The sequence below is a fragment of the Bacillus sp. DNRA2 genome, assembly GCF_012843265.1.
Lineage (GTDB): Bacteria > Bacillota > Bacilli > Bacillales > Cytobacillaceae > Bacillus_BU.
Genome location: NZ_JABAIT010000007.1, coordinates 1 through 21,439 on the forward strand (window position 1 = coordinate 1; position 21,439 = coordinate 21,439).

The window sequence follows — 21,439 nt, forward strand, 5'->3', positions numbered from 1 at the left end:
TCATCCCCAACGGGGATAATTATGGAGGAGCCGTATGCGATGACCCGCACGTACGGAACTGTGAGAGGCGCATGAGTAATTCATGCGCCTACTCTATTTTGTCCACTTTTACACAGACCCATAGCTTTTATATTCTAAATTAGGTCAGACAGGCATAGATTTTAAATAATGAGAGGTACACATAAGGGGGAAAGATTGTGGAAGCTGTTCTGGCCTTTTTACCGAAAACTATTTCTAACCAAATTCAGCAAATGCCTCCAAATCTTAAAAGTATGATTGAGGAAATCAGGGTCCGAATACAGCGGCCCATTGAGGTGACTTGTGCTGGTGTCCCGCATTTTTTAACTTATTATGCCACCTCTGATGATGCGGTACAGCTAATGAATAAAATCAGCCAGTTTTCGATTTATACGATGGAAGAAGAGTTGAAGCGTGGCTATGTAACGATTGAAGGGGGCCACCGCATCGGACTGGCTGGCAAAGTCATTTTGGAAAATGGTCAAGTCAAAGTGATTCGAAATATTTCCTCCTTCAACATACGAATTGCCAAAGAAAAAATTGGAATTGCCGAACCGTTGATTCCCTATATATATAAAGAAAAATGGATGAATACCATCATAATTGGAGCACCGCAAACCGGTAAAACGACTATGCTACGTGACATTGCCAGAATCATATCGACTGGAGATGCAGTTAGAAGTCGTCCGCCTAACAAAATCGGAATCGTAGATGAAAGATCCGAAATTGCAGGGGCAGTTAATGGGATCCCGCAGCTAAGCTTTGGACCTCGCATTGATGTTTTGGATGCCTGTCCGAAAGCTGAAGGAATGATGATGATGATTCGTTCAATGAGTCCTGAGGTCCTCATTGTTGATGAAATAGGCCGCAAAGAGGATGCTGAAGCGATAATGGAAGCAGTCAATGCCGGAATCAGTTTGATGATGACAACTCATGGCAGCTCATTAGAGGACATTGAGAAGCGGCCCACACTTCAACCTATTTTAAAAGCTGGACTGTTTAAGCGTTTTATTGAACTGAGTCGAAGTGATGGACCAGGCACGATTACAAGGATAAAAAATCAATCCGGAGTTAATCTGCTAAAAGCGAGAGTGATGTAAGATGATAAAAATTATTGGTGCGGTATTTATTATTGTGGCTACAACATGGACTGGCTTTGAGGCATCACGACATTTAAGTGAACGTCCGAAGCAATTGCGTTTGCTAAAATCTGCATTACAATCTCTAGATGCGGAAATCATGTATGGTCATACACCGCTACATGAAGCATCCCATCGCTTGGCAGCTCAACTAGGAAAACCATTGTCGTGGCTTTTTGAGAGCTTTGCAACGAAGCTTAAAAATGGTGATACGACTGTAGCGCTAGCCTGGGAGGAAAGTCTTAAGGATATATGGAAAATGACTGCGTTTAAACAGGGAGAATACGAAATTATGAAGCAGTTTGGTGAAACACTTGGTCGCCATGATCGGATATCACAGCAAAAACAAATTATGCTAGCGCTTAGCCATTTGGAACGAGAAGAAATAGACGCCTATGAAAGCCAAGCAAAATACGAAAAAATGGTAAAAAGCTTAGGGTTTCTTTCAGGACTCTTACTTATCATTCTGCTCATGTAAAGTAGAAACTGCTATCAAAGAAAAATATTCAGTCTTTCATACGCTTAGGAGGAGAATACATGGGGTTAGAGGTAGATGTTATTTTTAAGATTGCTGGAGTTGGCATCGTTGTTGCCTTTTTGCATACAATTCTAGATCAGGTGGGAAAGAAGGAATACGCCCAATGGGTCACGCTGTTTGGATTTATTTATATTTTGTTTATGGTTGCTTCGATTGTGGATGATCTCTTTCAAAAAATCAAATCAGTCTTTTTATTCCAAGGATAGGGGGGACGGGCGATTGAAATTCTCCAAATTATTGGTGTTGCCTTAGTTTCAACTTTCCTAGCCTTAATATTAAAGGAGCAAAAGCCGAATTTTGCATTCTTGCTCATTGTCTTTGTAGGTTGTGCAATATTTCTGTTTCTTGTTGATCAAATTTACAGCATTATCCAGATGATCGAAAAAATTGCGATCAATGCAAATGTTAACCTCATTTATGTTGAGACTATTCTAAAAATAGTTGGAATTGCCTATATTGCAGAATTTGCATCCCAAATTACTAAAGATGCCGGACAAGGTGCAATCGCATCAAAAATTGAACTGGCAGGAAAAGTTCTAATATTAGCGATGGCTATTCCAATCCTAACGGTCATGATTGAAACAATCATTAAACTTATTCCCAATTAATCAAGGCTAGAGGTGAATCAGAGAATGAGGCAATATACGCAGATTATCCCCATCATGATCTTCTTAATTGGTCTAGCCTTCGGTTTTGCGAGCAGTGTACAAGCTGTTGGAGCCGAAGAAAATACTGAGCCTTCCACAACTCAAGAAATTGTTGATGCTCAAATAGAAGGCCTGGAAATTGATGAACTGAAACAGTTTTGGGATGATATCGTTCATCGGTATGGTGGCTTTTTACCTGAGAGTCAAAAGGGCAGCCTATATGATTTTATCAAAGAAAGTAAGGATTTTTCCTTAAAAGAGTGGACCTCGGGTATACTCAAATTTGCCTTTCACGAATTGATAACTAATGGTAAATTGTTAGGCTCACTGATTTTGTTGACCGTGTTTAGTATGTTTCTCCAGTCACTCCAAAATGCCTTTGAAAAGGGGACAGTTAGTAAAGTTGCCTACGCGATTGTGTTTATGGTCCTGATGATTATTGCCTTAAATAGCTTTCATATTGCTATTCAATATACAAATGAGGCAATCGGCTCGATGATTGATTTTATCCTTGCGTTAGTTCCGTTGTTACTTGCATTAATTGCGTCATCCGGTGGCATCATTTCGGCTGCCTTTTTCCATCCGGTTATTTTGTTTTTAATGAATGTTAGTGGATTATTTATTCAAACTGTCATTCTACCGATGTTGTTTCTTTCGACGTTACTAAGTATCGTTAGCATTTTGACAGAACACTATAAGGTCACACAATTAGCCCAACTTTTGAGGAACTGGAGCATAGGCTTACTAGGGATGTTTATTACAATTTTTCTAGGCGTTATATCAGTACAAGGGGCCTCAACTGCGGTGACAGATGGTATAACAATTAAAACTGCTAAATTTATCACAGGGAATTTTATTCCGGTAATAGGACGGATGTTCACAGATGCCACAGATACAGTCATCAGTGCGTCTGTTATCTTAAAGAACACAGTTGGAATTGCAGGAGTGGGGATTCTTTTGTTAATTGTTGCCTTCCCTGCGATTAAAATTCTGATTATTGCGTTTATTTATAAGTTTGCAGCAGCGATTCTACAACCTTTAGGTGGAGGTCCGATTATTTCTTGTTTAGATATCATTTCAAAAAATGTCATTTATGTTTTTGCAGCATTGGCGATTGTATCTTTAATGTTTTTTTTAAGCATTACTGTTATCATCGCAGCTGGAAATTTGACGATGATGGTTAGGTAGGTGAGAGCATGGACTTTCTTAAGGAATGGATCACTAATATTATTTTATTTGTTTTGCTAGCGACAGTCATTGATATGCTCCTACCTAACTCTACCTTGCAAAAATACACAAAAATGGTCACTGGTTTATTATTGATTGCTGTTATATTAACGCCAATTTTTAAATTAATCTCGGGCGATTTTGAGAAACAATTAGCAACTATTTCATTAAGGGGTAATGATGAAACAAAAAATATGGAAAGTTTAATAGAATCGAAGAAAAAAGAAATACAAACCTCCCAACAAGCATATATTTTAGAAACAATGGCTGTCCAACTGGAAAAGGATGCGAATGAGGAGTTGATGGAAAAGCACGGATTAAATATTAGCAACATCAAATTTGTGATAAATGAAGATCAAATGCAGAATTTCCCGGATAATTTGGAAAAGGTCATTGTACAGCTCGAGGAGCCGAAAATCTCAGCCGATGCAGTAGAAGTCGTCAAACCAGTTGAAATAAGCGCTAACGAACCTCTTCCATCAGAGCGGGAGAATGAACACGAGAAACCGGAAATTGTCTCATTCCTCTCGCAAAAGTGGGATATCGATGAACGCACCATTGAGGTTGAAATGGTAGAAGGGGGGAAATCAGATCACAATGGATAAAGATAAAGGCCCGATAGCAATGATTAAGAAGCTCCTTGCAAATGATTCTTCTGAAAAAAAACCGGGTAAATATCAATATTTGGTGCTAGTTTTGTTAGTTGGTGCAGCGATTATGCTAGTTAGCAATCTATTTATTAATAATAAAGAGAGCTCTGATCTACAAGTCTTTAACAGTAACAAGAAACAGGAGAATGAAGAGGTTCCAGCCTTCGGTCAAAAGAACACAAAGGAAACCGATATGATAAAAAGTTATGAGGAAGCATATGAAAATCAACTAAAGGAAGCTCTTGAAGGAATCCAAGGAGTCAGTAATGTGACGGTAGTTGTCAACGTCGATGCAACTGAAAAACAAGTGCTGGAGAAAAATGAAAAATCACAGTCACAATTAACAGATGAAACCGATCGCGAAGGTGGAAAACGAAAGGTTGAGGATGCCTCCAGGGAGGAAAATCTTGTCATTATTCGAGAAGGAGAAAAAGAAGTCCCAATCGTCGTTGAAACCAAAAAACCAGAAATTCGTGGTGTTCTAGTTGTCGCTAAAGGCGCTGATAATATTCAGGTAAAAAAATGGATTATTGAAGCGGTGACCCGAGCATTGGATGTGCCGAGCCATCGGGTTGCAGTGATGCCGAAAAAAGGATAAGGGGGCAAATGTGATGTTATTAAAAAAGCAAACGGTTTGGCTTTTAACAATGTTAAGCTTGGTGGTTGTATTATCTGTGTATTACATTACTTCTCCAGAACAAAAAGCAACGAATATGGCGACTGTTGAAAACCAGACAAAAGAGAAAAAATCAGCGGATTCAACAGTATCTGAAGATGGTAAAACAGTCATTTCCGGTGTAGCAAGCGATGAGGTTTTTGAAGCTTTACGCTTAGAGTTAGAGGACCAACGCAATGAAATGAAGGAGCAGTTAAATGAAATTATGGCTTCAACAGATCTTACGGCGGAGAAGAGAAGTGAAGCTTATGATCAAATGAAAAAGTTAGATGAACTAGCTAAAAAAGAAAATGTATTAGAAACTTTAATTAAAACAATGGGGTATGATGATGCCTTAGTTCGTGCAGATGGTGAAAAAGTGAGAATTACTGTTAAAGCTAAAGATCATTCCGCTTCAGCTGCAAATGACATAATTCAACTTGTTAGGACAGAAATCGGGGAATTGGAGAATGTTGTCGTAGACTTCCAACCAACGAAATAAAAAAATGCGAAAATTAACCAGTCAATAATAATTTTCAATATAAACATTTGCGGAAAATATTGGAATTATTATGAAAAAATAGGGAAAACCACCTTGGGTTTTCCCTATTTTAGTGGATTTTTTTAAAAAAACGAAAAAATATTTATTAATTTTGAATAAAATAAATTCACTTTCTTTTCAGAAAAGTTTATTATATTATTGTAATTTGATTTGCTACAATAAATCATAGTATGAATCCAATATTGATATTTTTTGGATAAATATCGTATGATGTTAGTAGCTAGTCTTATAAAAATAATTTAAATAGTGGGACAAGGAGTGTCAAAAAATGTTGAAAGTACAAGAAATTCGCGAATTAATTAAGTTGGTTGACAATTCTAGCATCAATGAGTTTGTTTATGAGCACGATGATTACAAAATCAAAATGAAAAAGAATGCTGAAAAAGTTATTGTAGCAGAAGCTGCACCAGTTGTTGCTGCTGCACCTGCACCTGTTGCTGCGCAAGCTCCAGTTGCACCAAAAGCTGTTGAAACTGCTGCTGTAAGTGCACCAGCTCCAAAAGCTGAAGCACCAGTTGCGATTGCTGATGTAGAAAATCTACATAAGATTACTTCACCAATGGTTGGAACTTTCTATGCAGCTCCATCACCAGATTCTGATGCTTATGTAAAAGTTGGACAAAAAGTTACTGGCGATTCTATCGTATGTATCGTAGAAGCTATGAAACTATTCAACGAAATCGAAGCAGAAGTAAATGGTGAAATCGTTGAAATTCTTGCTAAAGATGGACAACTTGTAGAATATGGCCAACCTTTATTCTTGGTTAAGCCTGAATAAGGAGCGTTTCTAAAATGATAAAAAAATTACTAGTTGCAAACCGTGGAGAAATTGCTGTACGGGTTATCCGAGCTTGTCGTGAGCTAGGCATCGAATCAGTAGCAGTTTACTCTGAAGCAGATAAAGAGGCTCTTCATGTTCAAATTGCTGATGAAGCATACTGTATTGGACCTACAGCGTCTAAAGATAGTTATTTAAACACTACAAACATTATCAGTGTAGCTAAAAAAGCAGAATGTGATGCGATTCACCCTGGTTATGGATTCTTAGCTGAAAATGCTGACTTCGCTGAATTATGTCGCGACGTTAACATTATTTGGGTTGGTCCAACTCCAGAAGCAATTAACCAAATGGGTACAAAAGACGTGGCTCGTCGCACTATGGAGGCTGCTGGTGTACCAATCGTTCCAGGATCTAAAGGAATTATTAAAGATACAGAAGAAGCAATTGCATTAGCAAATGACATGGGCTACCCTGTTATTATTAAAGCAACTGCCGGTGGTGGCGGTAAAGGGATTCGTGTAGCACGCGATGAAGAAGAGCTTGTTAAGGGTATTAATATGACTCAACAAGAAGCTGCGGCTGCATTCGGTAATCCTGGCGTATACATCGAAAAATATATTGAAGACTTCCGCCACGTTGAAATCCAAGTTCTTGGAGATCAACATGGTAAGGTCCTTCACTTAGGTGAGCGCGATTGTACAATCCAACGCCGCCTTCAAAAACTTCTTGAAGAGTCTCCATCACCAGCACTTGATGGCGAACTTCGTAAAGAAATGGGAGAAGCAGCAGTAAAAGCTGCAAAAGCAGTTGATTATACTGGTGCAGGCACGATAGAATTTATTTATGATTATCGCAATCGTAAATTCTATTTCATGGAAATGAATACTCGTATTCAAGTTGAGCATCCTGTTACTGAAATGGTAACTGGAATCGACTTAATTAAAGAACAAATTAAAGTCGCTAACGGTGAACCTCTTCAGTACGAACAAGAAGATATTCAATTTAACGGCTGGGCGATTGAATGCCGGATCAATGCTGAAAATCCTGCGAAGAACTTCATGCCTTCTCCAGGAAAAATCAATATGTACTTAGCTCCAGGCGGATACGGAGTACGTATGGATTCAGCAGCATATCCTGGCTATTCAATTCCACCATTCTATGATTCCATGGTTGCGAAAGTCATCGTTCACGGAAACACACGTGAAGAAGCGATTGCAAAAATGAAACGGGCGTTAAGTGAATTCGTGATCGAAGGTGTTCATACAACGATTCCATTCCATGTAAAGCTTCTTAACAACCAAACTTTTGTTGAAGGGCAATTCAATACGAAGTTTTTAGAGTTGAATGATGTGATGAACGAAGATTAATATGGAGGTGCTTTTTTAGGATGAGTGAAAATATCTTGGAGATGAATCAAGAAAACAACGGGCATGGGAAGGTTGAAATTGCTCCTGAAGTGATTGAAGTAATTGCTGGTATTGCTGCAAGTGAAGTTGAAGGCGTATCACAAATGCGCGGAAATTTTGCATCTGGCGTAGTAGAACGATTAGGTAAGAAAAATCATGGTAAAGGGGTTAAAGTTGAACTGACGGAGGAAGGCATTAAAGTTGATGTTTATTGCATTCTAAAGTTTGGTATTTCAATTCCGACTGTTGCACAAAAAATCCAAGACAATATTCGCCAAGCACTTCTGAATATGACTGCTCTAGAACCAGTAGAAGTCAATATTCATATTGTCGGAATTCAATTTGAATCGCAAAAGGCTGAAAATGAATTCGACCAAGAGATTTAAAAAAGAACCAAAGACACACTATTTGTGTCTTTGGTTTTTTTCTCTTTTAGCTTATGCTATTATCTATATAGGAAACTGGATAATTAGTGCTAAAGGAGTATTTTTATGAAAAGAAGAACAGCAAGAGAAAAGGCTCTGCAAGCTTTGTTTCAGATAGACCTAAGTCAAACTGAAGTGAATGCTGCAATTGAGCATGTTTTGGAAGACCATCCACACGATGATTACTTAAATGATTTAGTATCAGGCGTTGTCTTACATAAACAAGAGATCGATGAAATGATTAAAGGTAAGTTGGAAAATTGGACAATTGAACGACTAGCACCAGTAGATCGGAATTTGTTGAGATTAGCGGTATTTGAATTAATCTATTGCAAGGAATCCGTACCACCAAATGTCGTTATCGATGAGGCCATCGAAATTGCTAAACTTTATGGGGATGACCAATCAAGTCGATTCATAAATGGAGTTCTTTCAAAAGTAAAAGAGCAAATTGGATAAATAAAGATTGTTATTAGTCAGTGTTGACTTTTTTGTTGATTGGCGCGGAGGGCGCGAAGACTCCTGTGGGAGTACGGGACTGGGGAGACCCCGCAGGCGCCTTGGCGCCGAGGAGGCTCCCCGTTACCGCCCACGGAAAGCGAAGCGCCCGGAGCAGAAATCAACAAATTCGTTAACTTAGTGTAATGTTTATTTATGAACAAAGGGGGAAATACAATGAGTGCCACACTCATTAGTGGGAAAGATATCGCAAATAAAAAGAAAAATGAAATTGCAGCTGAAGTTGAAGCTTTGAAAAAGGCTGGTGTTACACCTGGGTTAGCAGTGATTCTAGTAGGAAATAATCCTGCATCAAGAACATATGTAACAAGTAAAGAAAAAACCTGTAAGCAATTAGGAATGCACTCTTTATTAATTGAATATCCTGAAACAGTTTCTGAACAGGAATTACTAAACAAGATTGATGAACTAAACAACGATGACAAAATCCATGGTATCTTAGTACAACTCCCTGTTCCCGATCACATTAACGAAACAAGCATTATCGAAGCAATCTCTCCTGAAAAAGATGTTGATGGATTCAACCCAATCAATATTGGTCGCATGATGACAGGTCAGGATGCCTTTTTACCATGTACTCCATATGGTGTAATGGTCATGCTACAAGAAATGGGTATTGAGATTGCTGGTAAGCATGTTGTCGTCATCGGTAGAAGTAATATTGTTGGTAAGCCACAAGGACAATTATTCCTAAATGAAAACGCCACGGTAACATATTGTCATTCAAAAACTGTCGACATCAAATCCATTACAACGCAAGCCGATATTTTGGTTGTAGCAGTTGGTCGAGCGTATTTTGTAACTGAAGATTTCGTAAAACCAGGTGCAGTTGTAATCGATGTAGGGATGAACCGAAACAGTGAAGGAAAACTTTGCGGTGATGTAGATTTCGAACATGTTAAAGAAAAAGCTGGCTATATCACACCTGTTCCAGGTGGGGTTGGGCCAATGACGATTACGATGTTAATGTATAATACGTTAAAATCAGCCCAAAAGGCTCTACAAAAATTACAAAACGCTTAAGGCAACAACTAAAGCCTGTTCCATCCTTATCAGTTAGAATAACAATTGGTCTCTTCAGGTGACGAATTGGCTTTCTAAATTTATAATAGATGGGATAGGCTTTTGTAAATTTGCAAACGCTTTGCTTTGAAAGGGGTACACTATGGAGCAACGTTATCTTACTGTAGTCGCTTTGACACGATACATAAAACGGAAATTTGATGCGGACCCCCATTTGCAGGATTGTTATGTCAAAGGAGAAATCTCCAACTTTAAACAGCATTCCAGCGGTCACATGTATTTTACATTAAAGGATGATAAAGCACGGATACTTGCTGTGATGTTTGCCAGAGATAATCGTCATATGAAATTCCAGCCGGAAAACGGGATGCAGGTGTTAATCCGTGGGGACCTTTCAGTTTATGAGGCTAGCGGCCAATACCAAATATACATAAAAGAAATGAAACCTGATGGAGTCGGAGAACTGTTTCTGGCATACGAGCAATTAAAAGAAAAGTTAACAAAAGAAGGATTATTTTCACAGAGTGCTAAAAAGCCTTTGCCAAAATATCCAAAAACAGTTGGTGTAATCACCTCCCCAACTGGAGCTGCGATTCGGGATATCGTTTCGACGATTAAGCGCCGTTTTCCGATTGCTAATATTTTGTTGCTACCAGCATTGGTTCAAGGAGAACAAGCTGCCTCGTCCATCGCCAGAGCAATCGAAAAAGCCAATACAATTGATGCGATAGATGTCTTAATTGTTGGTCGTGGTGGGGGATCAATTGAGGAGCTTTGGGCATTTAATGAGGAAATCGTTGCTAGAGCTATTTTTACCTCGGAAATTCCAATTATCTCTGCTGTCGGTCATGAGACCGATTTTACGATTGCTGATTTTGTCGCAGATTTGCGTGCACCTACACCAACCGGAGCTGCAGAACTTGCCGTTCCTCATATTGATGATTTATTGGAGCGAATCCTAAATCGAAAATCGAGAATGCTGCGGACAATGAAGGAAAAACTCAGTTCACAAAAAGTTAAATTATCACGCATCAATCGTTCGTATGCGTTTCGCTATCCACATAAGTTATATGAGCAAAAGCTAGAGCAACTAGACAGGCGCACTGAGCAGCTTGTTCGCAATACTAATAAATTAATCGAGCTTAAAAAGTCCGAGCAACAAAGTGTACATAATCGCTTAATTCGCAATGCACCCTCAAAAAAAATCCAAGAAGCTGCATTGCACCATGAACGTTTAACAAAATCGTTAACGCGTGCTATGAGCATGATATTATCAAAAAAGAACTCAGAATTTCAGCATCAGCTTGCCAAACTTGATGCTTTGAGTCCATTGAAAATAATGGAGCGTGGCTATAGTCTTGTATTTTCCAAAGAGCAGAAATTAATCAGTAAACGAGAGCAAGTACAACGAAACGAAGAAATTTTAGTGCGATTATCTGATGGGAATTTGCAATGTAAGGTAATGGACATAAAGGAGTTGTAAATAAATGGCTGAACAACAAACACAAACTTTTGAAGAAGCAATGGAAAAACTAGAAAGCTTGGTTGAGCGACTTGAGGAAGGCGATGTTCCTCTTGAAGAGGCGATTTCAATTTATAAAGAAGGAATGGAGCTTTCCAAGCTGTGTCATGATAAACTTACATTAGTGGAAGAACAGCTTACTCAGATATTAACCGATGACGGTCAAATCAAAAGTTTTGCTGTAACCGAGGAGGAATAATCGTGTCAAAACAAAGCTTAGCCTCTTTTACAAAAGAGCATAAGCTCCTATTGGAGAATCAATTAGAAGCCTTTATTGAGAGGCTCCATGCTCCTGCTCATATAAAAGAATCGATGCTCTACTCTTTACAGGCAGGCGGAAAGCGCATTCGTCCATTGTTATTATTCGCTACATTAAAGGCATTTGGGCTAGAGCCGAAAATGGGACTGTTTCCTGCGGCTGCAATTGAAATGATCCATACGTATTCATTAATTCATGATGACTTACCAAGCATGGATGATGATGACTTAAGAAGAGGGAAACCAACTAATCATAAAGTGTTCGGTGAAGCGTTGGCGATATTGGCAGGCGACGGACTCTTAACCTATAGTTTTCAGGTTTTGGCAGAAATGCCGGAGGAATATGCCAGTGCTGAAACGAAGCTTGCGCTTATTTCGCTCCTTGCAACGGCAGCAGGTGCTGAGGGAATGGTCGGTGGCCAAGTAGCTGACATCGAAGGAGAAGGAAAGCAGTTAACATTAGAGGAAATGGAGTATATCCATCTACATAAAACTGGAAAGCTGTTAGTATGCAGTGTTATGACTGGAGTCACAATTGCCCAAGCTAGTCGAGAGCAAGCAGTCAGCTTAGAAAAGTTTGCTCAGCATTTAGGAATGGCCTTTCAAATTCGAGATGATATCCTTGATGTTGAAGGAAATCAGGACTTGATTGGAAAGCCACTTGGAAGTGACATAGAAAATTCAAAAAGTACCTATCCACTTCTGTTAACGATGGATGGTGCTAAAGAAGCAATGCAAAAACATTTTGAAGCAGCTAAATACCATCTCCACGCAACTGGACTGGCAACGCAAATCCTTGAGGATATCGCTGACCTTGTTGTCGCAAGGGAATTTTAAAATTGTGTCAATTTAGATGAGGTTTGAGAGGTCAGACTATTTATGATATAATACAGCCGAAGTGTGTATTAATCTTTGTATTAATACGACTAATATACTGTAGGCGATAGTTGGGAATCATTTTTTGTTCTGTGGATGGACATTACGGATGCCGTTATCACATATGTGTTAGCGGCTCTTTTTTCAGTAAAAATGAAAAAATAATATCGTATTCATTATATTTCGTACCTTTCGTAACAACATTACCTATCGTCAGAACTTAGAAACGAAAGTGAGTGATCCACATATGGATCTATTATCGATTAAAGACCCTTCATTTCTTAAAAATCTAACCAATGAAGAATTGGTAATCCTCAGCCAAGATATCCGTCGTTTTTTGATTGAAAAATTATCAAAAACTGGAGGACATATTGGACCTAATTTAGGTGTGGTTGAATTAACCATCGCATTGCATAAATGTTTCAACAGTCCAACAGATAAGATTATATGGGATGTTGGTCATCAAGCCTATGTTCATAAAATCCTAACTGGACGTGCTTCAGAGTTTCATACACTGCGCCAGTTTCACGGCTTAAGTGGTTTTCCTAAGCGGATGGAAAGTGAGCACGATGTATGGGAAACAGGTCATAGCTCGACTTCTTTATCCGCAGCAATGGGGATGGCGATTGCAAGGGATCTTAAGGGTGAAGACTCTTTCATTCTACCCGTAATTGGAGATGGAGCATTAACCGGTGGTATGGCACTAGAAGCTTTAAACCACATTGGTCATGAAAAGAAAAATATTATTGTCATTTTAAATGATAATGAAATGTCAATTGCACCTAATGTTGGTGCTTTGCACAGTGTACTTGGTCGATTAAGATCGGCGGGTAAATACAATTGGGTTAAAGACGAACTTGAATTCTTATTGAAAAAAGTACCGGCTGTAGGCGGGAAACTTGCTGCCACTGCTGAGCGGATTAAAGACAGCTTAAAATATTTATTTGTATCAGGCATGTTTTTTGAGGAACTAGGCTTTACGTATTTTGGTCCAGTTGATGGACATAATTTCGAGGAACTATTTGAGAATTTTACTTATGCGAAAAAAACGGAAGGCCCTGTCCTTTTACACGTAATCACTAAAAAGGGAAAAGGTTACCAACCGGCTGAAACAGATAAAACTGGTACATGGCATGGAACAGGTCCCTATAAAATTGAAACAGGTGACTTTGTTAAACCGAAAAGTGCACCACCTGCATGGAGCGCTCTCGTAAGTGAAACTGTCCGCAAATTGGCTCGCAAGGACCCGCGGATTGTCGCCATTACTCCGGCGATGCCAGTTGGCTCCAAGCTAGAAGGTTTTGCTAGTGAGTTTCCAAATCGCATGTTTGATGTAGGTATTGCCGAACAACATGCGGCAACCGTTGCCGCAGGATTAGCTACACAAGACATGAAGCCGTTTTTAGCGATTTATTCGACGTTTTTACAAAGGGCATATGACCAAGTTATTCATGATATTTGTCGTCAAAATTTAAACGTATTCATTGGTATCGATCGGGCTGGTTTGGTAGGAGCGGATGGAGAAACGCACCAAGGCGTATTCGATATTGCATTTCTACGTCATTTGCCTAACCTGGTATTGATGATGCCTAAGGATGAAAACGAAGGTCAACATATGGTGAATACGGCGATTCAATATGATGATGGTCCAATTGCAATGCGTTTCCCACGAGGTAATGGTCTTGGTGTTCCAATGGATAAAGAATTAAAAACAATTGAAATTGGGACATGGGAAGTGCTTAAAGAAGGAAAAGATGTTGTCATTTTAACATTTGGAACAACCATTCAAATGGCTCTAGATGCTGCTAATGTCCTTGAAAAGGATGGCTATTCTGTAAGAGTTGTTAATGCGAGATTTATCAAACCGCTTGATGAGAAAATGCTTTTGAACATCTTTAGTGAGGGAATCCCTGTATTAACGATTGAAGAGGCAATTCTCCAAGGTGGCTTTGGCAGTGCGGTCATAGAATTCGCCCATGATCAAGGTTATTATCAAACAGTAATTGACCGTATAGGCATTCCAGACCGCTTTATTGAACACGGAGATGTTGATGAATTATTAAGAGAAATTGAGTTTACAACCGAAAGCGTGATTTTAAAACTACAAATGCTGGTTGGAAAAAAAGTAAAGGGCATCGCTCATGAAAATTAAAAAAGAAAGAATAGATGTATTGCTCGTTGAAAGAGGACTTTTTGAAACACGTGAAAAAGCGAAACGGGCGATTATGGCAGGTTTAGTCTACAGTAAAGAGATGAGATTGGATAAGCCTGGTGAAAAGGTCAGGGAGGATATAGACTTAACTGTGAAGGGCAACGTACTACCTTACGTAAGTCGAGGCGGTTTAAAGCTTGAGAAGGCTCTAAAAGAATTTAACCTCGATGTGAAGGATAAAATCCTATTGGACATTGGATCATCGACAGGTGGTTTTACCGACTGTGCACTCCAAAATGGGGCGAAGATGTCTTATGCAGTTGATGTTGGCTATAATCAATTGGCTTGGAAACTTAGACAGGATGAACGGGTAGTTGTTATGGAACGAACTAACTTCCGCTATATGACACCTACCGATTTAGCAAACGGAACGCCAACTTTTGCTTCGATTGATGTTTCGTTTATTTCGTTAAAGTTGATTTTACCCGTTTTAAAAACATTGCTGGTCCCTGGTAGTGATGTTGTTGCACTTGTAAAGCCACAATTTGAAGCAGGACGTGAGCAGGTCGGTAAAAAGGGTATCGTCAGAGATCGTTCAGTACACATAAGCGTACTAGAGGAAATCATCGCTTTTGCAAAGAACATTGGTTTTGCAATTGTTGATTTATCCTATTCACCCATTACTGGTGGCGATGGTAATATTGAATTTTTGCTCCATTTACGTTGGGACGCTAAATTAGAGTCTGAGATTGGCGAAGTGTTGATGTTAAAAACACCAGAACAAGTTGTTTCTGAAGCACATCTTAGTTTAAAAACCAAAAAAACAGTAGAGGAATAAGCTATTGGCTTATTCCTTTTTATCTATTATCAACAATTGACAGCTACTTTTTGCACGGAACGGTATACATGGGGAAGAAAATCGGCTACCATAATAATATAAAATACTACATATAGTGCGTAATTAGAGAATTTTTCGGGGTGATTTTTGCATATGAACAAAGGCCAACGCCATATCAAAATTCGTGATATCATTGCTAATAATGATATTGAAACACAGGATGAATTAGTTGACCGATTAAAAAGAGATGGTTATAACGTGACACAAGCTACAGTGTCAAGGGATATTAAGGAGTTGCATTTAGTCAAAGTCCCGCTACCAGATGGTCGATATAAATATAGTTTACCTGCAGATCAACGTTTTAATCCATTGCAGAAATTAAAACGAGCGCTATTGGATGCGTTTGTTAAAATTGATTCTGCAAGCCATTTAATCGTAATGAAAACCTTGCCAGGCAATGCCATGGCGATTGGGGCGTTAATTGATAATTTAGATTGGGAAGAAATTATGGGTACCATATGTGGTGACGATACGATTCTGATTATTTGTCGGACGCCTGAAAATACAGAAATTATTACAAAACGTTTCTTAGAAATGCTATAAGCTCGAGGTGAGGACTTTTGCTTAGTGAACTATCTATTCGTAATTTCGCGATTATCGAAGCGTTAACGATATCGTTTGAAAAAGGATTAACGGTGCTTACTGGTGAAACGGGTGCAGGTAAATCGATTATTATAGATGCAATCCACTTGCTTGCAGGTGGTAGGGGCTCTTTAGAGTTTATTCGTCATGGTGAAGAAAAGGCGGAACTTGAAGGTTTATTTATCGTTGATGATCCAGAGCATCGGGTTTTTGAAAAAGCAAAGGAATTTGGAATTGACATGGACGAGGATGGAATGGTGGTCCTTCGCCGTGATATGACAAGAAGCGGAAAAAGTGTATGCCGCGTCAACGGTAAATTGGTGACGATTGCGGTATTACGTGAATTTGGTTCGACCCTAATTGATATTCATGGACAGCATGAACATCAAGACTTATTAAATGAAACGAGACACTTAGCGTTATTGGATCAATTCGGTGCAGCAGAGCTTGTACCAGCGCTTCAAGAATATCAACGTGTTTACAAACGGTATGAAGAAACGAAACAACGTTTGAAAGCGTTAAGTGAAAATGAACAAAAAATGGCTCATCGCCTAGATTTAATCCAATTTCAGTTTGATGAAATCCAAAACGCTGACTTGAAGCTAAATGAGGATGATGAACTCTTTTCTGAAAGGCAAAAGCTTGGCAATTTTGAGAGTATCTTTTCTTCACTAAAATCAAGCTATTCTGCCCTCTCTGGAGAGCAAACCGGTTTAGATTGGGTCGGCATGGCAATGGGGCATCTTGAAGATGTCGCAGAACTAGATAATGATTATAAGGAAATGTTTGATTCTGTCTCCAACAGCTTTTACTTACTGGAGGATACAGTCAGAACGATTAGAAATAAACTTGATGACATGGAATTTGATCCTGGGCGCATGAATGAAATTGAGGAAAGACTAACTGAGATCAATCAACTAAAGCGTAAGTATGGTAAAACGATTGAAGAAATCCTTGAATATGCCGCCAAAATTGAAGAGGAAATCGAGACCATTCAAAATAAAGAAACTCACATCCATCAATTAGAGGCAGAATTATCATCGCTAATGAAGGACCTAACACTTGAGGGAAAACAGGTTAGTGATTTACGAAAAAAATCTTCGAAGCTTCTGACCAAATTGATTCACCGAGAACTAAAGGAACTTTATATGGAAAAGACTGTTTTTGAAATTGTTTTTACGCGCTTGGATGGATTTTCAAAAGCAGGCATTGATGCCGTTGAGTTTTTCATTTCAACCAATCCTGGTGAACCAGTGAAGCCTCTTGCAAAAATTGCTTCAGGTGGTGAAATGTCACGAATTATGCTGGCATTAAAGAGTATCTTTTCTGCACATCAAGGTGTTACGTCGATTATTTTTGATGAAGTGGATACGGGAGTAAGTGGTCGCGTCGCTCAAGCAATCGGAGAGAAGATTCATAAAATCTCTAATAATTCTCAAGTGTTGTGTATTTCTCATTTACCTCAAGTCGCAGCCATGGCAGATACGCATCTATTTATTGCGAAGAAAATTAAAGATGGTCGAACAACTACATCTGTTTTACCACTTAATGCTAAAGAAAAAATTAGTGAAATTGGCAGAATGATTTCTGGTGCGGAAATGACGGACTTAACGAAGCAGCATGCCGAGGAATTACTACATCTAGCAGCGAAAATGAAGGTGTTAACTTGAAAAGCTATCCAAACTGGGTAGCTTTTTTATATTGTTGGCAGTTATAAATGCTTCTTTTGGAGGCAAAATTAAAGGTGTAGCCAATTAATTATGTGTGTAGACTAGAAGCGAGGAGAGTGAAAAAATGAATTTTGAACAGCTTAGAAAAATAATTGGTGGAATTCTCCTTGTTTCATTAATTGCTCTAGGGTTCTCTAAACCCGTTCAACAATATATCACGATCCCTAATCAACTCACGCTATTTGAAGGTGAGCATTATAAACTTCCAACATCTGTACCTGTATCAGCTACCCTGGTAAATGACAATCAAGCGATTGAATTAGAGCAAAGCAAAAAATCATTGATGGTAAATGCCAGTGAACAGGGAAATGATGAGATGGTATTGCACCTCGCTGGAATTCCGATTAAAAAAGTGGATGTAAATATTCTAAAGAATTTTCGGGTAATTCCTGGCGGTCAATCGATTGGGGTAAAACTTAACACAGTCGGTGTTCTTGTGGTAGGGCACCATCAGGTTGACACACAAACTGGTAAGGTTTCCCCGGGTGAGATAGCTGGCATTAAAGTCGGTGATATTATTACCCAAATCAACGGTAAACCGATTGAAAAAATGACAGATGTAGCACCGTATGTTCAGGATTCTGGAAAAACGGGTGTACCATTAGATATTGTAGTTAATCGCGAGAATGAAAAAATAAATGCTCAGCTTAAACCAATGAAGGATAAAGACGAACAAACCTATAAGCTTGGCCTATATATTCGTGATTCTGCTGCGGGAATTGGTACAATGACCTTTTTCCATCCAGGAACCAATAAGTATGGTGCTTTAGGCCATGTTATTTCTGATATGGATACGAAAAAGCCTATTATCGTTGAAGATGGACAAATTGTCAGATCAACGGTTACCTCGATTGAGAAAGGGAGTAACGGTGACCCTGGTGAAAAACTAGCACGTTTTTCAACCGATCGAGAAGTCATTGGTAACATAAAGCGAAACAGTCCGTTTGGAATATTTGGGGAACTAAACAAGGATATAAAAAACGGAATTATGGATAAACCAATGCCAATTGCCCTGTCCCATCAGGTTAAAGAAGGACCAGCCCAAATATTAACCGTTGTGGATAATGATAAGGTTGATCTATTTGATATTGAAATTGTCAGTACCATTCCGCAAAAATTTCCAGCAACAAAAGGAATGGTTATCAAAGTGACAGATCCAAAACTACTTGAAAAAACCGGAGGAATTGTCCAAGGAATGAGTGGAAGTCCCATTATTCAAAATGGGAAAATGATCGGTGCTGTTACTCACGTCTTTGTAAATGACCCAACAAGTGGTTATGGAGTTCATATCGAGTGGATGTTAAACGAAGCGGGAATAGATATTTACGAGAAAGGAAAAGCATCCTAAGCTTTGAAAGCCTCATTGAAAAAATCAACCTTACAATAGTTCTTTTCGGATTTCGGAAATAGGCGATCATTCGCCTATTTTTTGTTTAAATATTATGGTAAAATATTTCCGATGACGCTTAAATATTTTTCGACAAAACGAATAATTTACTATTTGTCAACTGCCGAAACGAGTCGAAACCATGAGGAAAAGCGAGAAAAAATTAGATATTACTGACTTTTTAGAAAATTTTAAAAAAACCGAGAGGAATTTTTGTTGCATTGTCGAATTTCTCCATTAGAATATAAATTAGGTGGATTGACATACAAAGGGCTGAGGAGGAAACAATTAGTGAAAAAAATTAAAGTATGTGTTGTAGATGACAATAGAGAATTGGTTGGACTTTTAGAAGAGTATATTTCATCACAGGAAGACATGGAAGTAGTCGGGGTCGCTCATAATGGGCAAGAATGCTTAGAGATATTAGCGGATACTACTCCGGATGTACTTGTATTAGATATTATCATGCCTCATTTAGATGGACTCGCCGTGTTAGAAAAACTTCGTGAATCCAATCGTAGTAGCTTCCCTAACGTAATCATGTTAACTGCATTTGGTCAAGAGGATGTAACGAAAAAGGCCGTGGAGCTTGGTGCATCATATTTCATTCTAAAACCATTTGATATGGAGAATTTAGCGAATCATATCCGTCAAGTTAGCGGAAAAACAAGCTCCGTATTACGAAAATCGTCTTCACAAACAACCTATCGTTCAGTTCAAGCGGAACAAAAACCGAAGAATTTGGATGCTAGTATTACAAGCATTATCCATGAGATTGGTGTACCAGCACATATTAAGGGGTATATGTATTTAAGAGAAGCCATCTCCATGGTTTATAACGATATTGAATTACTTGGTTCTATTACCAAAGTTCTATATCCAGACATTGCTAAGAAATATAACACAACAGCATCACGTGTAGAGCGGGCGATTCGCCATGCAATTGAAGTGGCCTGGAGCCGTGGTAATATTGATTCCATTTCTTCATTATTTGGCTACACTGTCAGCATGACAAAAGCAAAACCAACAAATTCAGAATTTATAGCGATGGTCGCTGATAAACTAAGACTAGAGCATAAAGCTTCTTAATAAATAAACATTAAAAGGGCCATGCACCTAATAATCAATGGAAAAATACTGTTTATATACGGTTTCCGAAATTGATCATAAGGGGCACGGCTCCTTTTTTTGGAAAAAGCTATGTAAAAAAAGGTGGTTGTTTTTGGGAAAGTTGATTGGAGCGAAGGCGCGCAGACTCCTGCGGGAGCAGCGGGACAGGTGAGACCCCGCAGGCGCCAAAGCGCCGAGGAGGCTCACCGCCCGCCCCTAAGGTGCGCGAAGCGCTGGAACGGAATTCAACAAACACGATAAACATAGCATATGAAAAAAGGAGAGATTCCTTTATGACGCAGATATTCGCTCATCGTGGATTTTCAGCGCTGTTCCCTGAAAATACATTGCTGGCATTTAAAGAAGCAGAGAAGGCAGGAGCAGACGGTATTGAACTTGACGTTCAAATGACAAAAGACGGCGAATTGGTCGTCATCCATGATGAAAAAATCGACCGAACTACAAATGGAACAGGTTATATCAAAGATCTAACCTTCAATGAAATTCGAAAATACAATGCTTGTTTCAAATTTAAAAAGCTAACTGAAAAAACACCGATACCAAGCCTTGAAGAAGTTTTTGAATGGATGCAATCAAATAAGATGGTTTGTAATATCGAGTTAAAAAACGGAGTATTCCCTTATAAAGGAATGGAAGAAAAAGTAATCAAAATGATTGAAAAATATCAATTGAGCAAACGAATCATCATCTCATCCTTTAATCACTATAGCATTGTATATTTTTATCGCTTAGCTCCACATATCGAAACAGCTCCACTATTGTCTGAATCGATTTATATGCCATGGGTTTATGCTAAGGCAATTGGTGCAAAGGGGATTCATCCGAAGTATTATCGTGGGCTTGAGGATATTTTTCAGCAAAGTATTGAAAATGGAATAGCAGTTAGACCATATACGATTAACAAAGAGGTGGCGATGAAGCGTCTGTTTGCCATTAACTGTACGGCAATTATTACTGATGACCCGCTCAAGGCTCTGAACTTAAAAAGGATAACCAACTAAAAAGAAAGACCGTTTTGTAGTTTACGGTCTTTCTTTTTTTTGAAATTTAACTTGAACCTTATTCCGCTTCCTATCCCTGTGTAAAATAAATCCTGCAATAAATCCTAAACCAATCAAGAAGAATAATAAACCGACGATGAATTGCAGCCACAGCCAAGGAAGTGGAGGTTGCAGAATTCCAAATACCATATCACGCATGAGTTTAACACCTAGAGCAGCAATAAAACCGGGAATTACCATAATGATAAGTGCAATAATTCGATCCATAACCTGTTCCCTTCACAAGTTTGCCTTTTACAAAAATCATAATTC

24 protein-coding genes are annotated in these 21,439 nt (G+C 38.8%); 23 read left to right on the forward strand and 1 reads right to left on the reverse strand.

Annotated features, from left to right (window positions below):
* Positions 1 to 197 precede the first annotated feature (197 nt).
* From spoIIIAA to HHO41_RS07860, 23 genes are all read left to right on the forward strand, one after another.
* The gene (spoIIIAA, locus tag HHO41_RS07750; RefSeq protein WP_169097181.1) at positions 198 to 1,118 is read left to right on the forward strand and encodes a stage III sporulation protein AA; all 921 of its coding nucleotides are present in this window, start codon (positions 198 to 200) and stop codon (positions 1,116 to 1,118) included.
* Between the two features lies 1 nt (position 1,119).
* Positions 1,120 to 1,635 carry a stage III sporulation protein SpoIIIAB gene (gene spoIIIAB / locus HHO41_RS07755; RefSeq protein WP_169097183.1) on the forward strand — a complete coding sequence of 172 codons (516 nt, stop codon included), beginning with the start codon at positions 1,120 to 1,122 and terminating at the stop codon, positions 1,633 to 1,635.
* Between the two features lie 59 nt (positions 1,636 to 1,694).
* On the forward strand, positions 1,695 to 1,901 hold the full coding sequence (spoIIIAC, locus tag HHO41_RS07760) for a stage III sporulation protein AC (protein WP_004435581.1): 207 nt from the start codon (positions 1,695 to 1,697) through the stop codon (positions 1,899 to 1,901).
* A gap of 12 nt (positions 1,902 to 1,913) precedes the next feature.
* Positions 1,914 to 2,303: a stage III sporulation protein AD gene (gene spoIIIAD / locus HHO41_RS07765; protein WP_348981244.1), complete on the forward strand. Its 390-nt coding sequence runs from the start codon at positions 1,914 to 1,916 to the stop codon at positions 2,301 to 2,303.
* A 24-nt stretch (positions 2,304 to 2,327) separates the two neighbouring features.
* Complete coding sequence (gene spoIIIAE, locus HHO41_RS07770; RefSeq protein ID WP_169097185.1) at positions 2,328 to 3,530, forward strand: stage III sporulation protein AE; 1,203 nt, start codon at positions 2,328 to 2,330, stop codon at positions 3,528 to 3,530.
* 8 nt (positions 3,531 to 3,538) lie between these two features.
* Entirely contained in the window at positions 3,539 to 4,174 is a 636-nt protein-coding gene (spoIIIAF, locus tag HHO41_RS07775; RefSeq protein ID WP_169097186.1) for a stage III sporulation protein AF, read from the forward strand.
* Entirely contained in the window at positions 4,167 to 4,817 is a 651-nt protein-coding gene (gene spoIIIAG, locus HHO41_RS07780; protein ID WP_169097188.1) for a stage III sporulation protein AG, read from the forward strand. The genes spoIIIAF and spoIIIAG overlap by 8 nt, the downstream gene beginning before the upstream one ends.
* 13 nt (positions 4,818 to 4,830) lie before the next feature.
* Complete coding sequence (locus HHO41_RS07785) at positions 4,831 to 5,376, forward strand: SpoIIIAH-like family protein (RefSeq protein WP_169097190.1); 546 nt, start codon at positions 4,831 to 4,833, stop codon at positions 5,374 to 5,376.
* Between the two features lie 328 nt (positions 5,377 to 5,704).
* Positions 5,705 to 6,214, forward strand: a complete 510-nt coding sequence (accB, locus tag HHO41_RS07790; RefSeq protein WP_169097192.1) for an acetyl-CoA carboxylase biotin carboxyl carrier protein — start codon at positions 5,705 to 5,707, stop codon at positions 6,212 to 6,214.
* Between the two features lie 14 nt (positions 6,215 to 6,228).
* Positions 6,229 to 7,584, forward strand: a complete 1,356-nt coding sequence (accC, locus tag HHO41_RS07795; RefSeq protein ID WP_169097194.1) for an acetyl-CoA carboxylase biotin carboxylase subunit — start codon at positions 6,229 to 6,231, stop codon at positions 7,582 to 7,584.
* 20 nt (positions 7,585 to 7,604) lie between these two features.
* Positions 7,605 to 8,009 carry an Asp23/Gls24 family envelope stress response protein gene (locus HHO41_RS07800; protein ID WP_169097196.1) on the forward strand — a complete coding sequence of 135 codons (405 nt, stop codon included), beginning with the start codon at positions 7,605 to 7,607 and terminating at the stop codon, positions 8,007 to 8,009.
* A 105-nt stretch (positions 8,010 to 8,114) separates the two neighbouring features.
* Positions 8,115 to 8,507 carry a transcription antitermination factor NusB gene (gene nusB, locus HHO41_RS07805; protein ID WP_169097198.1) on the forward strand — a complete coding sequence of 131 codons (393 nt, stop codon included), beginning with the start codon at positions 8,115 to 8,117 and terminating at the stop codon, positions 8,505 to 8,507.
* Positions 8,508 to 8,723: 216 nt separating this feature from the next.
* Positions 8,724 to 9,590: a bifunctional methylenetetrahydrofolate dehydrogenase/methenyltetrahydrofolate cyclohydrolase FolD gene (gene folD, locus HHO41_RS07810; RefSeq protein WP_169097200.1), complete on the forward strand. Its 867-nt coding sequence runs from the start codon at positions 8,724 to 8,726 to the stop codon at positions 9,588 to 9,590.
* A gap of 142 nt (positions 9,591 to 9,732) precedes the next feature.
* Complete coding sequence (gene xseA, locus HHO41_RS07815) at positions 9,733 to 11,073, forward strand: exodeoxyribonuclease VII large subunit (protein WP_169097202.1); 1,341 nt, start codon at positions 9,733 to 9,735, stop codon at positions 11,071 to 11,073.
* 4 nt (positions 11,074 to 11,077) lie between these two features.
* Positions 11,078 to 11,311: an exodeoxyribonuclease VII small subunit gene (gene xseB, locus HHO41_RS07820; RefSeq protein WP_169097204.1), complete on the forward strand. Its 234-nt coding sequence runs from the start codon at positions 11,078 to 11,080 to the stop codon at positions 11,309 to 11,311.
* Between the two features lie 2 nt (positions 11,312 to 11,313).
* Positions 11,314 to 12,207, forward strand: a complete 894-nt coding sequence (locus HHO41_RS07825) for a farnesyl diphosphate synthase (RefSeq protein ID WP_169097206.1) — start codon at positions 11,314 to 11,316, stop codon at positions 12,205 to 12,207.
* A gap of 286 nt (positions 12,208 to 12,493) precedes the next feature.
* Positions 12,494 to 14,398 (forward strand): 1-deoxy-D-xylulose-5-phosphate synthase, encoded by a 1,905-nt coding sequence (dxs, locus tag HHO41_RS07830; protein WP_169097208.1) that lies wholly within the window; start codon positions 12,494 to 12,496, stop codon positions 14,396 to 14,398.
* Complete coding sequence (locus tag HHO41_RS07835; protein ID WP_169097210.1) at positions 14,388 to 15,236, forward strand: TlyA family RNA methyltransferase; 849 nt, start codon at positions 14,388 to 14,390, stop codon at positions 15,234 to 15,236. Before dxs ends, HHO41_RS07835 begins: the two co-directional genes overlap by 11 nt.
* A 153-nt stretch (positions 15,237 to 15,389) precedes the next feature.
* Positions 15,390 to 15,839, forward strand: coding sequence for a transcriptional regulator AhrC/ArgR (gene ahrC / locus HHO41_RS07840; RefSeq protein ID WP_169097212.1), 450 nt, complete (start codon positions 15,390 to 15,392; stop codon positions 15,837 to 15,839).
* A 17-nt stretch (positions 15,840 to 15,856) separates the two neighbouring features.
* Entirely contained in the window at positions 15,857 to 17,548 is a 1,692-nt protein-coding gene (recN, locus tag HHO41_RS07845; protein WP_169097214.1) for a DNA repair protein RecN, read from the forward strand.
* A gap of 124 nt (positions 17,549 to 17,672) precedes the next feature.
* Positions 17,673 to 18,956 (forward strand): SpoIVB peptidase, encoded by a 1,284-nt coding sequence (gene spoIVB / locus HHO41_RS07850; protein WP_169097216.1) that lies wholly within the window; start codon positions 17,673 to 17,675, stop codon positions 18,954 to 18,956.
* Between the two features lie 330 nt (positions 18,957 to 19,286).
* Positions 19,287 to 20,084 (forward strand): sporulation transcription factor Spo0A, encoded by a 798-nt coding sequence (spo0A, locus tag HHO41_RS07855; RefSeq protein WP_169097218.1) that lies wholly within the window; start codon positions 19,287 to 19,289, stop codon positions 20,082 to 20,084.
* A 314-nt stretch (positions 20,085 to 20,398) separates the two neighbouring features.
* Positions 20,399 to 21,127: a glycerophosphodiester phosphodiesterase gene (locus HHO41_RS07860; RefSeq protein ID WP_169097220.1), complete on the forward strand. Its 729-nt coding sequence runs from the start codon at positions 20,399 to 20,401 to the stop codon at positions 21,125 to 21,127.
* Positions 21,128 to 21,148: 21 nt separating this feature from the next.
* Here the strand turns inward: HHO41_RS07860 and HHO41_RS07865 are convergent, their stop codons facing one another.
* Positions 21,149 to 21,394, reverse strand: a complete 246-nt coding sequence (locus HHO41_RS07865) for a DUF2627 domain-containing protein (protein WP_169097222.1) — start codon at positions 21,392 to 21,394, stop codon at positions 21,149 to 21,151.
* Positions 21,395 to 21,439 lie beyond the last annotated feature (45 nt).

What these genes read in the sequence shown, in the direction of transcription:
- spoIIIAB (WP_169097183.1), top strand. Translation starts at nt 1,120, where the DNA reads ATGATAAAAATTATTGGTGCGGTATTTATTATTGTGGCTACAACATGG.
- spoIIIAC (WP_004435581.1), top strand. Translation starts at nt 1,695, where the DNA reads ATGGGGTTAGAGGTAGATGTTATTTTTAAGATTGCTGGAGTTGGCATC.
- spoIIIAE (WP_169097185.1), top strand. Translation starts at nt 2,328, where the DNA reads ATGAGGCAATATACGCAGATTATCCCCATCATGATCTTCTTAATTGGT.
- spoIIIAF (WP_169097186.1), top strand. Translation starts at nt 3,539, where the DNA reads ATGGACTTTCTTAAGGAATGGATCACTAATATTATTTTATTTGTTTTG.
- spoIIIAG (WP_169097188.1), top strand. Translation starts at nt 4,167, where the DNA reads ATGGATAAAGATAAAGGCCCGATAGCAATGATTAAGAAGCTCCTTGCA.
- HHO41_RS07785 (WP_169097190.1), top strand. Translation starts at nt 4,831, where the DNA reads ATGTTATTAAAAAAGCAAACGGTTTGGCTTTTAACAATGTTAAGCTTG.
- accB (WP_169097192.1), top strand. Translation starts at nt 5,705, where the DNA reads ATGTTGAAAGTACAAGAAATTCGCGAATTAATTAAGTTGGTTGACAAT.
- accC (WP_169097194.1), top strand. Translation starts at nt 6,229, where the DNA reads ATGATAAAAAAATTACTAGTTGCAAACCGTGGAGAAATTGCTGTACGG.
- HHO41_RS07800 (WP_169097196.1), top strand. Translation starts at nt 7,605, where the DNA reads ATGAGTGAAAATATCTTGGAGATGAATCAAGAAAACAACGGGCATGGG.
- nusB (WP_169097198.1), top strand. Translation starts at nt 8,115, where the DNA reads ATGAAAAGAAGAACAGCAAGAGAAAAGGCTCTGCAAGCTTTGTTTCAG.
- folD (WP_169097200.1), top strand. Translation starts at nt 8,724, where the DNA reads ATGAGTGCCACACTCATTAGTGGGAAAGATATCGCAAATAAAAAGAAA.
- xseA (WP_169097202.1), top strand. Translation starts at nt 9,733, where the DNA reads ATGGAGCAACGTTATCTTACTGTAGTCGCTTTGACACGATACATAAAA.
- xseB (WP_169097204.1), top strand. Translation starts at nt 11,078, where the DNA reads ATGGCTGAACAACAAACACAAACTTTTGAAGAAGCAATGGAAAAACTA.
- dxs (WP_169097208.1), top strand. Translation starts at nt 12,494, where the DNA reads ATGGATCTATTATCGATTAAAGACCCTTCATTTCTTAAAAATCTAACC.
- HHO41_RS07835 (WP_169097210.1), top strand. Translation starts at nt 14,388, where the DNA reads ATGAAAATTAAAAAAGAAAGAATAGATGTATTGCTCGTTGAAAGAGGA.
- ahrC (WP_169097212.1), top strand. Translation starts at nt 15,390, where the DNA reads ATGAACAAAGGCCAACGCCATATCAAAATTCGTGATATCATTGCTAAT.
- spoIVB (WP_169097216.1), top strand. Translation starts at nt 17,673, where the DNA reads ATGAATTTTGAACAGCTTAGAAAAATAATTGGTGGAATTCTCCTTGTT.
- HHO41_RS07860 (WP_169097220.1), top strand. Translation starts at nt 20,399, where the DNA reads ATGACGCAGATATTCGCTCATCGTGGATTTTCAGCGCTGTTCCCTGAA.
- HHO41_RS07865 (WP_169097222.1), bottom strand. Translation starts at nt 21,394, where the DNA reads ATGGATCGAATTATTGCACTTATCATTATGGTAATTCCCGGTTTTATT.